General features: G+C 62.0%; 8 protein-coding genes. 2 read left to right on the top strand and 6 right to left on the bottom strand.

The window, feature by feature from the left end:
• Positions 1–66 precede the first annotated feature (66 nt).
• The 5 genes from NMG80_RS32020 to NMG80_RS32000 form a co-directional block, all read right to left on the bottom strand.
• Entirely contained in the window at positions 67–3210 is a 3144-nt protein-coding gene (locus tag NMG80_RS32020; RefSeq protein WP_254021820.1) for an efflux RND transporter permease subunit, read from the bottom strand.
• A complete protein-coding gene (locus tag NMG80_RS32015) occupies positions 3207–4442 on the bottom strand; it encodes an efflux RND transporter periplasmic adaptor subunit (protein WP_254021819.1) in 1236 nt (411 codons plus the stop codon). The genes NMG80_RS32020 and NMG80_RS32015 overlap by 4 nt, the downstream gene beginning before the upstream one ends.
• A 167-nt stretch (positions 4443–4609) precedes the next feature.
• On the bottom strand, positions 4610–5206 hold the full coding sequence (locus tag NMG80_RS32010) for a LysE family translocator (RefSeq protein ID WP_254021818.1): 597 nt from the start codon (positions 5204–5206) through the stop codon (positions 4610–4612).
• A 145-nt stretch (positions 5207–5351) separates the two neighbouring features.
• A complete protein-coding gene (gene ilvN, locus NMG80_RS32005; RefSeq protein WP_127316885.1) occupies positions 5352–5924 on the bottom strand; it encodes an acetolactate synthase small subunit in 573 nt (190 codons plus the stop codon).
• An 89-nt stretch (positions 5925–6013) separates the two neighbouring features.
• Complete coding sequence (locus tag NMG80_RS32000) at positions 6014–7795, bottom strand: acetolactate synthase 3 large subunit (protein WP_301943410.1); 1782 nt, start codon at positions 7793–7795, stop codon at positions 6014–6016.
• Positions 7796–8281: 486 nt separating this feature from the next.
• Here NMG80_RS32000 and NMG80_RS31995 point away from each other — a divergent pair, with 486 nt between their 5' ends.
• On the top strand, positions 8282–10084 hold the full coding sequence (locus NMG80_RS31995; RefSeq protein ID WP_254021817.1) for an NAD(P)/FAD-dependent oxidoreductase: 1803 nt from the start codon (positions 8282–8284) through the stop codon (positions 10082–10084).
• A 161-nt stretch (positions 10085–10245) separates the two neighbouring features.
• Entirely contained in the window at positions 10246–12075 is a 1830-nt protein-coding gene (locus tag NMG80_RS31990) for an ATP-binding protein (RefSeq protein ID WP_254021976.1), read from the top strand.
• Positions 12076–12395: 320 nt separating this feature from the next.
• Here the strand turns inward: NMG80_RS31990 and NMG80_RS31985 are convergent, their stop codons facing one another.
• Entirely contained in the window at positions 12396–13187 is a 792-nt protein-coding gene (locus NMG80_RS31985; protein ID WP_254021816.1) for a GGDEF domain-containing protein, read from the bottom strand.
• Between the last annotated feature and the right edge of the window lie 24 nt (positions 13188–13211).

The following is a 13211-nucleotide window of genomic DNA, read 5'->3' as shown; positions in this document are numbered from 1 at the left end:
GCGAGCGTTCCACTGCAAGCGCCGCGGCTTGGGCCAGCCCGTCGGCTTCTATTCGGCTGCCGCCTTCTACGGCGCGCCATGCAACGCTTCTCCGTTCTCGAACAGCGACGGCTGGTCGACGGCTTCGGCCGGTATCTGCTTGTCCCGGCGCTTCGGCCACAGCCCGACAAGCCAGCCCGAAAAATGCTCCATGTAGACAAAGATGACCGGCGTGACGAACAGCGTCAGCGCTTGCGAAGCGAGGAGGCCGCCGACCACCGCCACGCCGAGCGGCTGTCGCAGTTCGGCGCTGGCGCCTGTGCCGAGCGCGATCGGGATCGTGCCCATCAGTGCCGCCAGCGTCGTCATCATGATCGGCCGGAAGCGCATCAGGCAGGCCTTGTGAATGGACTCGAGCGGCGACATCCCCTCGCGCCTGAGTTCGAGCGCGACGTCGATCATCATGATGCCGTTCTTCTTGACGATGCCGATCAGCATCAGGATGCCGATGACCGCGATCACCGAAAGGTCCATCCCCGCGAGCCGCAATGCAACAAGCGCGCCGAGCACCGCCGACGGCAGTCCGGTCAGGATGGTGAGCGGATGGATGAAGCTCTCGTAAAGGATGCCGAGGACGATGTAGATGGTCAGGATCGCGCCGCCGATCAGCAGGCCCTGGTTGGCAAGCGAATCCTGGAACGTTTTCGCCGTGCCCGAAAAATTGGTCGAGATCGTCACCGGCATGCCGATCTTTTCCTTCAGCGCATCGATGTGGCTCACGCTGTCGCCGAGCGCGACGCCCTGCGGCAGATTGTAGGAGATGGTCACCGCCGGAAGCTGGCCGAGCTGATTGACGGTCAAGGCGCCAGCGGTCCGATCGACGCGGGCAAAGGCGCCGAGCGGCACCAGGCTGCCGCTGGCCGTCCTCGCCTTGATCGCCAGCATCCTTTCCGGCGACCACTCGATCCTTGGGTCGAGTTCCATGACAACCTCATAGCTGTCGGCCGAACCGAAGATGGTTGACACCTGCTCGGTACCGAAACCGCCATAGAGGCTGGAGCGCAACGTATCGGTGTCGACGCCGAGCGTCGCCGCCTTGTCGCGGTCGACCACCAGCGACGCCTGCAAGGCGTTGTTCTGCAGGTCATTGTTGACATCTGTGAAGGCTGCGTGGTCGGCCGCCATCGCGTCGGTGAGCTTCTGCGCCCAGTTGTCCGCCGCGGCGGCATCGAGGCCCTGCACGACGAGCTGGTAGGCGCTGGCCGAAGCACGCGCGCCGAGCCGCAGATTCTGCACCGGCTGCATGAAGGTTTCGATGCCGGCGACATTGGCCAGCTGGCGCCGCAGATCCGAAAGCACCTTGTCGATGTCAGGGCGCTGGCTCTTGTCCTTCAACTGCACAAAGAGCTGGCCCTGGTTCAGCGCATTGTTGCCGCTGCCCGCCGACCAGGCTACATGCGCGACATAGGGCGAATGGGTGAAGACATCGGCCACTTGCCCCTGCAGCTCTACCATGGCATCGAACGAAATGTCCTGGCGCGCGGTGGTCGTCACCGAAATCTGGCCTATATCCTCCTGCGGGAAGAAGCCCTTCGGCGAGGTCTGGATCAGCCAGGCCGACAGTGCGGCCGTTCCAACGAAGACGAGAAAAACCAGAAAACTGTGCCGCAGGCAGAAGGTCAGCAGCCAGTCATAGCCCCGCATGAAGAAAATATGCCTCTGACCTTCACTATGCGCCGCTTCGCGCTCGGCCTTCACCGACAAAAGCCGCGAGCACAGCATCGGCGTCAGCGTCAGCGACACGAACATCGAGGCCAGGATGGCGACCGTCACCACCACCGCGAATTCGTTGAAGATGCGGCCGATCACTCCGCCCATCAACAGCACGGGGATGAACACCGCGACCAGCGAGATCGAGATCGAAATAATGGTGAAGCCGATTTCGCGCGCGCCCTTGAGGGCCGCGTCGAACGCCGAGAGCCCATCCTCCTCCATGTGGCGAAAAATGTTCTCCAGCATGACGATCGCGTCGTCGACGACAAGGCCGACAGCCAGCGTCAGGCCCATCAGTGAGATGTTGTCGATCGAAAAGCCGAACAGAAACATGGCGCCGAGCGTAGCGACGAGCGAGATCGGCACCGCCACCGCCGGGATGATCGTCGCCGTTGCCCGGCGCAGGAACAGGAAGATCACCATCACCACCAGAGCGATGGTCAGCAGCAGCGTGAACTGCACGTCGTCGACCGCCTCGCGGATCGACGTCGAGCGGTCGTTGAGCAACTGGATGCTGGCCGCCGCCGGCATTTGATCCTGGAAGGACGGCAGCATTGCCTTGACGCGGTCGACGACGTCGACTGTGTTGGCATCGGGCTGGCGCTGCACGGCCATGATGATCGCGCGGGTGCCGTCGTACCAACTGGCCGTCGTCGTGGTCTCGACCGAATCGACAACGCGGGTCACCTCGCCGAGCCGCACCGGACGGCCGTTCTTGGTGGCGATGATGATGTTGGAAAATCCCGCCGCATTGGTCAGCTGCGTATTGGCGGTGATCGTCAGCTGCTGCTTGTCGTTCTGCAGCACGCCGAGCGGCGTGTTGCTGTTGGCCGAGGCGATCGCCGTCTGCAGCTGGTCGATCGAGATGCCGCGTGCGGCGAGCGCCGTCGGATCGATCTGGACGCGCACCGCGTATTTCTGCTGGCCGAAGATCGAGACCTGCGCCACGCCGTCGATCGTCGACAGCGACGGCGAAATCACATTCTCGGCAAAGGCATCGAGATCGGTCAGCGGAACAGTGTCGCTGACCAGCGACATCAGCAGGATCGGCGCATCGGCCGGGTTGACCTTGCGGTAACTCGGCGGGCTGGTCATCTCGGGCGGCAATTGCCCCTGCGTTCGCGCGATCGCCGCTTGCACGTCGGCGGCGGCCGCATCGATATCGCGGTTGAGCACGAACTGGATGGCGATCGAGGTCGAGCCGAGCGAATTCGTGGTCGAGATCGAATCGATGCCGGCGATGGTGGCGAACTGCTTGATCAGCGGCGTTGCCACCGAGGTCGCCATGGTTTCCGGCGAAGCGCCGGGCAGCGACGCCGAGACATTGACCACCGGAAACTCGGCGCTCGGCAGAGCGGCCACCGGCAGGAACTTGTAAGCGAACAGCCCGCCCAGAACGAGCGCCAAGGACATGAGCAGGGTGGCGACAGGTCTGCGGATGCAGAATTCGGAGATCATGGCCGCGTCCCGCCTGCCTTGCCAGCCTCGGCAACCCTGGAAGACGCCTGGTCGCCGGTGCCGATTGAAGCTTCGTCTTCGTGGATCGGGGAGCCGCTCTTCAGCTTTGCCTGGCCCTCGACGACGACACGTTCGCCGCTTTTCAACCCCGCGCCGATAGCGCTGTTGTCGCCTTCGGTCAGTGCGACCTGCACGGGCCGCATCTCCACCGTGTTGTCAGGCTTGATCACATAGACGAACGGTCCCTTCTGGCTGGGCTGGACCGCAACCGTGGGAAGGGAAGTCATCCGCGGCATGATGCCGGCATCGAGCACGACATTGACATATTGGCCCGGCCACAGCGAAAGATCGGCATTGGGCACGCTGGCTCGCGTTGCGATCGTGCCGGAGGCGGTGTCGACGCTGGAATCGACGAAATCGAGGGTCCCCTTGCCGATCGGTGTCGGATCGCCGTCCCTGGTCAGCGTGACTGCACCTTGCCTTGGCTCCGCCAGCGCATGGTGCAGCAGGGCGAGATCGCTTTCGGGAAGATTGAAATTCACCTGCAGGGGGTCCATCTGGGTGATGGTCACCAGCGGGGTCGACGTGCTGCTGCCGTTGCTGGTCGTGACGAGATCGCCGACCGCGACGCTGACCGCGCCCAGCCTGCCGGAAATCGGCGCGGTAATCGTGGCAAAGCCAAGCTGAATCTCGTCCGCATCGATCGTCGCCTTGTCGGCATCGACCGTGGCCGCGGCGGACTTCTGCGCGGCGATCGCCTGGTCATAGGTCTGCTGCGTGCCGGCTTGGCTGGCGACAAGGTTCTTGGCGCGCTCAAGATCGGCCGTGGCGCTGGCAAGCAGCGCCTGATCCTTGGCGAGCGTCGCCTGGTCACGGGCCAGTTGTGCCTTCAGCGCGCGATCGTCCAGCGAGAATAGAAGGTCGCCAGCCCTCACCAGCTGCCCGTCCCTGACGGCGATCGATGTGATCTGGCTCGAGATCCGCGCGTTGACGCTGACCACGGCGGGCGAGGATGCAAAGCCGATGGCATAGCGCCGGATCGGGAAGTCGGCCGTCGAAGCGGTGGCGGCAATCACGGCGGTCGCACGTGCGGCGGCCGCCGGTTTTTCAGGCGCCGCCTGCGCTGCTGACAGCATCTGCTGGAGCTTGTCCGTTGCAGCGGGCGAAAGATAGAGCCCGGCCGCGACAAGGCAGGCAACCGCAAGCACCGCAAGCACGATCTTTTCACGCATCGTCAAAGCCTTCTATCCGACGCGCCGTGGTGCGGTGGTCATTCCTGGCATAACTCGCAGCCTCGTGCCGCGGGTTTCACCAGATTAGATAGAAGGCGCCGAAGGCGAAAAAGGGCCAAAACCCGGGATTACGAAGATTTAATGTGCAGTGCACAATAAGGCGCCAGCTATCCCAGCATCGGCCACAGCGTCGCCGCCAACAGCACGCCCATGGCGATGTTGAACCATTTCAGCCGCAGCGGATCCGAGAGAAAACCGCGCAGCGCCGTGCCGAAACCTGCCCACACCGAAACACTCGGCAGGTTGACGACGGTGAAGGCTATCGAGATCAACGCCACCGACAAAAACGGATGCTCCGGAATGGCATAGACGACCATGGCGGTGATCGCCATCACCCAAGCCTTGGGATTGACCCACTGGAACGCTGCCGCATCGATGAAGCGCATCGGTCGCGCCTTGCTCTCGCCCTTGCTGCTGAGCGAACGCGACATGGCGATCTTCCAGGCGAGACAGAGCAGATAGACGCCCCCAGCGATCTTCAGTGCGGTGTGGAGAACCGGAAACGCAGTCAGCACCGCGCCAAGACCGAAGCCGACGGCAAGCAACAGCACGAGGAAGCCGATGCTGATGCCCAGCATGTGCGGAATGGTTTTGGCAAAACCGAAATTCACGCCGGAAGCCAGAAGCATGACGTTGTTCGGACCCGGCGTGATCGAGGTCACGAAGGCATAAACCAGAAGCGCAAGGAATGCATCGAGGGTCATGGCTTCCTCCCAAGCAGGTCAGCAATATTGTCCTTTTAGTTCCGACGCACAAAGGCCGCCCCACGTCAGGAGCCGGGCCAGAAGATCAGCACCAAAAGCAACAAACAGGCGGCGACAGAGCGTTGCAGCCATAGCGTCGGACGGTTTACATCCCTTGCGGGCCGCGATTCATCGCCGCCACGCCGGTGCGGCAAATCTCGACCAGGCCGAGCGGCTTCATGATGGCGATGAACTGGTCGATCTTGGAGCCCTTGCCGGTGATCTCGAAAATGAAATGCTCGGTGTTGGCGTCGATGACGCTGGCGCGGAAGGCATCGGCCAGCCTCAGCGCCTCGACGCGGCCCTCGCCGGTGCCGGCCACTTTCACCAGCGCGAGTTCCCGCTCCAGAGGCCGTTCCTGGCCGAGCTCGTGCGAGCGCACGGTGAGATCGACGACACGGTGTACCGGGACGATGCGCTCGAGCTGGTGCTTGATCTGCTCTAGCACATGCGGCGTGCCGCGCGTCACGATGGTGATGCGCGACAGATGCTTCTCGTGCTCGGTTTCGGAAACCGTCAGGCTCTCGATATTGTAGCCGCGTCCGGAAAACAGGCCGATGACCCGGGCAAGCACGCCCGGCTCATTGTCGACCAGCACGGAAAGCGTGTGAGTCTCCGGCTTTTCAGTTTCCTTGGCGATGAAGTAGGCCGAGCCGGTCGGTTGAAGCTGTGCGTTCATGACATGAATCTCGATTCCAAACTTTGAGCTGTTTTTCTGTTTCCGCACGGCTTCTTCCGACAGCCCTGCCTCGGCTCGGGCGTTAGGCCTTACACTAGTTCCCTGCCCTTGGCGTCGATGGCGTTGGCCACCGCCTCGTCGGTCGCCTCGTCCGGCAGCAGCATCTCGTTATGCGCCTTGCCCGACGGGATCATCGGGAAGCAGTTGGCAAGTGTGGCGACCCGGCAGTCGAAGATCACCGGCTTTTTCACCGAGATCATCTCCTTGATCGCGTCGTCCAGTTCGTCCGGCTTCTCGCAGCGGATGCCATGGCCGCCATAGGCTTCGGCAAGCTTGACGAAATCCGGCATCGCTTCGGTGTAGGAATGCGACAGCCGGTTGCCGTGCAGAAGCTGCTGCCACTGCCGCACCATGCCCATATATTGGTTGTTGAGGATGAAGATCTTGATCGGCGCCTCGTGCTGCACCGCGGCACTCATCTCCTGCATCGTCATCTGCACCGAGGCGTCGCCGGCAATGTCAATGACCAGCGCATCCGGGTGCGCGATCTGCACGCCGAGCGCCGCCGGCAGGCCGTAGCCCATCGTGCCGAGCCCGCCGGACGTCATCCAGCGGTTCGGCTTCTCGAAATGATAGTGCTGCGCCGCCCACATCTGGTGCTGGCCGACCTCGGTGGTGATGTAGGTGTCCATGTCCTTGGTCAGCGCATAGAGCCGCTGGACGGCATATTGCGGCATGATCACGTCGTGGTTCATCTTATAGGCGAGCGAATCCCGCGCCCGCCATTTCGCGATCTGCTCCCACCATGGGTGCAGCGCCTTCTTGTCGGCCCTGGCGGTCGCCCGCCACAGCCGCACCAGATCCTCCAGCACCCGGCCGACATCGCCGATAATGGGCACATCGGTGTGGACGTTCTTGTTGATCGATGACGGATCGATGTCGATATGGATTTTTTTCGAGTTCGGCGAGAACGCGGTGAGCCGGCCGGTGATGCGGTCGTCGAAGCGCGCGCCGATGCAGACCATGACGTCGCAATCGTGCATCGCCATGTTGGCTTCATAGGTGCCGTGCATGCCGAGCATGCCCATCCAGTTCTTGCCCGATGCCGGATAGGCGCCAAGCCCCATCAGCGTCGATGTTATGGGAAAACCGGTCAGATCGACCAGTTCGCGCAGCAAATGGCTGGCTTCCGGGCCGGAATTGATGACACCGCCGCCCGTATAGAGGATCGGCCTTTTCGCGTTGGCCATCAGCTCGACCGCGGCCTTGATCTTTTCCAGGTCACCCTGGACCTTGGGCTGATAGCTCGTGCGCGGCGCCGTCTGCGGCGGCACATAGATGCCCTTGGCGAACTGCACATCCTTCGGGATATCGACGACGACGGGACCGGGGCGTCCTGTCGTCGCAACGTGAAAGGCCTCGTGGATGATCGCCGCGAGCTCGTTGACATCCTTCACCAGCCAATTGTGCTTGGTGCAGGGCCGCGTGATGCCGATCGTGTCGCACTCCTGAAACGCATCTGAGCCGATCAGCGAGGTCGGTACCTGACCGGTTAGGCAGACCAGCGGGATCGAATCCATCAGCGCATCCTGCAGCGGCGTGACCGCGTTGGTGGCGCCCGGCCCCGATGTCACCAGCATGACGCCGGCCTTGCCGGTCGAGCGCGCATAGCCCTCCGCCGCATGACCGGCGCCCTGCTCGTGACGGACGAGGATGTGCTCGACCTCGTCCTGCTGGAAGATTTCATCATAGATCGGGAGAACCGCGCCGCCCGGATAGCCGAAAACATGCTTGACGCCGTTGTCCTTCAACGCTTGCACCACCATTTCGGCACCGGTCATTTCGCGCCGTTCGTTCTGTCCACTGCTCATCGGTCTGGTCCCGTACTGTGCGCCATCGGGCGATTGCTGGTCGTTTAGTCGTGTTTCGGGCAATAAAAAAGGCCCCCGAGGGAGCCTGTGTCTGCGCATGGGAGGTTCTCGCCCGGCGGTTACACCGCCTTGCCCACGCGCTTTCCTACTACGAGAATGAGTGCCGTTTTCATGGTGGCGGACAATAGAATTGGTTTTGCGCCGCTGTCAACGGCGAATATGAAGGGCGCAAAAGGCTTTGAACCCGGCCATATCAGACGCGCCGGTTGTCCATCGTCGCATCGAGCCAGCTATTTTCGCACAAGACACCGCTGCGGTACGATCGCCGGCGGTACAAAGATCCGCAGTCATCCCGATAAGCCATTGAAACCGCGCCAAACTATTTGACGACGTGACGCGGCGCACAGTTTGCCGCGATACTCCGGCCAACCGGGCTCGGAGGTCCGGCAAGCCGCGATGACGGCCAGCACTTCACGGGAGGAATTGATGCTCGACAAGGCCCCAGCCAAGAAACTGTCCGACCTGCTCGACCAATTCGGCGCAACGCTTGCCGCCGGCGACATCGACAAGGCGGTCGGGTGCTTTCAGGAAGACTGCTACTGGCGCGACCTGGTGACCTTCACCTGGAACATCAAGACCATGGAAGGTCGCGACCAGGTGCGCGATATGCTGATGAGCCAGTTGGCGAAGGTAAAGCCATCGAACTGGGCGCTTGCGAAAGGCGAAGACGCCACGGAGAGCGAGGGGCTGCTCGAAGGTTGGATCAGTTTTGAAACGGAGGTTGCGCGCGGCTTTGGCCATATCAGGCTGAAGAACGGCAAGATATGGACGCTGCTCACCACCATGGTCGAGCTGATGGGCCATGAGGAACCCGCCGGCTTCGCCCGGCCGTTGGGCGCCAAGCACGGTCACGGCAAAAACCGGCCGACCTGGAAGGAGGAGCGCGAGAAGGAGGCGACCGAACTCGGCTTTATCAGTCAGCCCAACACGCTGATCATCGGCGGCGGCCAGGGCGGCATCGCGCTCGGTGCCCGGCTGAGGCAGCTCGGCGTGCCGACCATCATCGTCGAGAAGAACGCGCGTGCCGGCGATTCATGGCGCAAGCGTTACAAGTCGCTCTGCCTGCACGATCCGGTCTGGTACGACCATCTACCCTATATCGATTTTCCGAAGAACTGGCCGGTCTTCTCGCCCAAGGACAAGATCGGCGACTGGCTGGAAATGTACACCAAGGTCATGGAGCTGAACTATTGGTCCTCCACGGAGGCCAGGAGCGCCACCTATGACGATCAGAAGAAGGAATGGACGGTCGTCGTCGATCGCGACGGCAAGGACATCACGCTGAAGCCGAAGCAGCTGGTGCTGGCTACCGGTATGTCGGGCCGGCCCAACATCCCAAAGTTCAAAGGCATGGAGAATTTCAAGGGCGATCAGCACCATTCCTCGAAACATCCCGGTCCGGACAGCTACGTTGGCAAGAAAGTCGTCGTCATTGGGTCGAACAATTCCGCGCATGATATCTGCGCCGCACTCTGGGAAGGCGGCGTCGACGTCACCATGGTGCAGCGATCGACCACGCACATTGTCAAATCCGACACGCTGATGGATATCGCGCTCGGAGCCCTCTATTCGGAGCAGGCCGTGCAAAACGGCATGACCACGGCCAAGGCCGATCTCATCTTCGCCTCGCTGCCCTACAAGATCCTGCACGAATTCCAGATTCCGCTCTACGAGAAGATGAAGGAGCGTGATGCCGCCTTCTACGAGGACCTGGAAAGAGCCGGCTTCATGCTCGACTGGGGTGACGACGGCTCCGGCCTGTTCATGAAGTACCTCAGGCGCGGTTCCGGTTACTATATCGATATCGGTGCCTCCCAGCTGATCATCGACGGCGCTATCAAGCTGAACAGCGGCGTCGACGTGACCGAGATCAAGGAACATTCGGTCCTGCTTAGCGACGGCACCGAGCTGCCGGCCGATGTCGTCGTCTATGCCACCGGCTACGGTTCGATGAACGGCTGGGCGGCGGAGCTGATCTCGAAAGAGGTCGCCGACAAAGTCGGGAAGTGCTGGGGGCTCGGCTCGAACACCACCAAGGATCCCGGTCCTTGGGAAGGCGAACAGCGCAACATGTGGAAGCCGACGCAACAGGAAGCGCTCTGGTTCCATGGCGGCAATCTGCACCAGTCACGCCACTATTCGCAGTTCCTGTCGCTGCAGTTGAAAGCACGGCACGAGGGCATCGCGGCGCCGGTCTACGGGCTGCAGGAGGTGCATCACGCGGGATAGAGTTTCGAGGCTGTCACCGGGACTGGCCGATGCCGGTCGGTTCAATTTTCGCGACCGGCTTAATGGTCCCTACACCATCCGACCTCACCCCACCTTAACCCCGTCGGCGTAAGGTCGATTGCCCTGGGGAAATGGGAAGGGAAATGGGAAACAGCCTGTCCATGTTTGTCGATCGCGACGCCTCCGTTGGAGAGCCGACATTGCAGGAGCGCCGCAAGGCGGAGCAGAGCGACAAGCGCGTTCTGGGCAATGTCGTCCAGTGCGACGGCGCGCGCGCCACCATCAGCGCCCATGCCGCCGATATCGTAGGCACTGCGACCGGCCATTGGAGCGTCGGCAAGATGATCTCCATCAACCTTGGCAACACGCGAACCGTCGGGCTGGTCTACGCGGTCGGCAAGTCGGATCGCGCCTGGCACGATGAGGGCCAGAACCCGATCGAGGTCAGTATCGAGCTCATCGGCGAGGTGCGCGACGGCGCCGAGCCCGGCGCCAAACCGATTTTCGACCGCGGTATCACCACCTATCCGCATATCGGCGCCATCGCCCACCGGATCCGCAGCCGCGACCTGCAGGCGGTCTATGACCTCGCCGGGCGTCACTCGATCACCATCGGCACGCTGTCACAGGATGAGGCGATCGACGCCAACATCGCTATCGACGACACGCTGGCGCGCCATTTCGCCATTGTCGGCACCACCGGCGTCGGCAAATCCACCGCCGTCTCGCTGCTTTTGCGCAAGTCGATCGCCGCTCGACCCGACCTGCGCGTTCTCATCCTCGATCCGCACAACGAGTTCGCCGCGTCATTGCCAGAGCACTGCGTCAGGGTCAATTCGACGACGCTGGACCTGCCCTTCTGGATGTTCAAGCTCGAGGAGTTTGCTGAAGTGCTGTTTCGCGGTCGCGAGACCGTGCCGGAAGAGGTCGACGCCTTGCGCGATCTCATCCCGGCGGCCAAGAACCTTTATCGCAACCCGAATTCGGGCACTTATCTCAGGCGCGGCAGTGATGCGCTGACCGCGGACACGCCGGTGCCCTATCGCATTGTCGATCTCATCAAGCAGATCGACGAGCGCATGGGACTGCTGGAAAGCAAGAACGACCGTCCCACCCTCAAATCGCTGAAGACGCGTATCGAATCGGCAGCCTCCGATCCGCGCTACCGCTTCATGTTCAACTCGCGGCTGATCGAGGACACCATCCACGAGACGATCGGCAATATTTTCCGCGTGCCGCATCACGGGCGCCCGGTGACCTGCTTCGAGATGGCAGGCATGCCTTCGGAAGTGGTCAATTCCGTCTGCTCGGTGCTGGCGCGTCTGGCCTTCGACCTGGCGCTGTGGAGCGAAGGCCGGCTGCGGCTGCTCTTGCTATGCGAGGAAGCGCATCGCTACATGCCGGCCGATCCGCGCCTTGGTTTCGCGCCGACCCGGCACGCGCTGTCGCGCATCGCCAAGGAAGGCCGCAAATATGGTTGCTATCTCGGCATCGTCACCCAGCGCCCGGGCGAACTCGATCCCACCATCCTGTCGCAGTGCTCGACCCTTTTTGCCATGCGGCTCGCCAACGAGCAGGACCAGGCGATCATCCGCTCGGCGATCGCCGATTCCTCGGCCTCGACACTGGCATTCCTGTCTTCTATGGGACAGCGCGAAGCCATCGCCTTTGGTGAAGGCGTGGCGACGACTATGCGATTGAAATTCGAAAAACTGTCCGAGGGTCTGATCCCGGGCACGGCCAAGCGAGAGCAAGCCTTGCCGTCCGAGCTTGGCCATGATGTCGATCTGGTGGCGATCGTCGAAAGGCTGCGCAACGTGCCAAGACCGCAGCAGGCGATGGCCTTCACCGAAGTCGTCGATTCGAGCCGGCAGGCCGGCGATCCCGACTATCGCAAGCCGCCCGTCCCGCGCGTCCAACCCGACGACGACTTCGACATGCGCTATGGCCTCAGGCCGACAACCTTCGGCCTGCGCCCGCAGAACGATTGAGCCGGGCGGCCTCACGTCGCCGAGCCCATCGAGCTTCCGTTGCAGACCTGCCAGCGTGTGAAGCCCAGGGTAAATCCCGTCAGGAAATTCGTCAGGCTGAGTCGGATGGCGTCGTTTTCGAGAACCGGGCCGGAGCGGACATTTAGTCCGTGAGCACGCGCATGACCCCGAAAATCGAGATCGATTTTCGGAAAGGATCATGCGCAAAATCAAAATCAAAATGCTACAGCGTCCTTTGCGCGTCCAAAGGGACGCGCGGCGCTGTAGTAGCGCAGAAACCGGCACCAGACGGCCAGCATCACGAATTTAATGACCGGATTTTAGGCGCAGACGCGGTTTCGGCCTTGCCTCTTGGCTTCATACAGCTGGCGGTCGGCGCGGCGATAGAATTCTTCGGCGGTTTCCTTGTGATCCCAGACGGCAAGGCCGACGCTGGTGGTGATCTTCAGCCGGACATTGCCCGATAGTATCGACATGTTGGCGATCGCCTTGCGGATGCGCTCGGCGAACTTGGACAGCAGTTCGGCATCCATGTTGGGCGTGACCACTGCGAACTCCTCGCCACCCAGGCGCGCCACCACGTCGTGATAACGCGTCATGTCCTTGAGACAATTGGCGACCGCCCGCAACACCTCGTCGCCGACGTCATGACCGTGGGTGTCGTTGACCTGCTTGAAGTGGTCGAGATCAAGGATCATCAGCCCGACCGGCTTGTCGATGCGACGGAATTCCTCGAGATATTCCTTCAGTGCATCGTCGAAATAACGCCGGTTCTGCATGCCGGTCAGGCCGTCGGTCAGCGCCGCATGCTCCAGCGTTTCCGAACGCGCGCTGAGCGAAACCGTCATAGCGCGCAGCTTGCCTTCTTCCGTCGCCTGCTTGCGGATCAGCGGGTAGATGAAGAAAATCCCGAAGAACAGGGCAGTCGCCAAAAGAACGCCGGTCCCAAACAACAGCTTGTTGAGATAGATGATCTCGTCGACCCTGGCGGGTGTATGAACCTCTTCGGCGAAGGCTTGCAGAAGCCCATAGGCGTGAAGCGTCACCAGGCCGGCGGCCAGGATCACGAAGATGAAGACGAAAAAGGCTGATTCCGCCTTGTGAAAACGCATCTGCTCCCCGTTGCAAAACCCCAA

The organism is Mesorhizobium escarrei (genome assembly GCF_935825525.1).
GTDB lineage: Bacteria > Pseudomonadota > Alphaproteobacteria > Rhizobiales > Rhizobiaceae > Mesorhizobium > Mesorhizobium escarrei.
This window is presented reverse-complemented; position numbering and strand designations above follow the sequence as displayed.

Excerpts from the sequence above, each read along its gene's own strand:
- NMG80_RS31990 (WP_254021976.1), top strand. The coding sequence starts at position 10,246 with ATGTTTGTCGATCGCGACGCCTCCGTTGGAGAGCCGACATTGCAGGAG.
- ilvN (WP_127316885.1), bottom strand. The coding sequence starts at position 5,924 with ATGAACGCACAGCTTCAACCGACCGGCTCGGCCTACTTCATCGCCAAG.
- NMG80_RS31995 (WP_254021817.1), top strand. The coding sequence starts at position 8,282 with ATGCTCGACAAGGCCCCAGCCAAGAAACTGTCCGACCTGCTCGACCAA.
- NMG80_RS31985 (WP_254021816.1), bottom strand. The coding sequence starts at position 13,187 with ATGCGTTTTCACAAGGCGGAATCAGCCTTTTTCGTCTTCATCTTCGTG.
- NMG80_RS32020 (WP_254021820.1), bottom strand. The coding sequence starts at position 3,210 with ATGATCTCCGAATTCTGCATCCGCAGACCTGTCGCCACCCTGCTCATG.
- NMG80_RS32010 (WP_254021818.1), bottom strand. The coding sequence starts at position 5,206 with ATGACCCTCGATGCATTCCTTGCGCTTCTGGTTTATGCCTTCGTGACC.
- NMG80_RS32015 (WP_254021819.1), bottom strand. The coding sequence starts at position 4,442 with ATGCGTGAAAAGATCGTGCTTGCGGTGCTTGCGGTTGCCTGCCTTGTC.
- NMG80_RS32000 (WP_301943410.1), bottom strand. The coding sequence starts at position 7,795 with ATGAGCAGTGGACAGAACGAACGGCGCGAAATGACCGGTGCCGAAATG.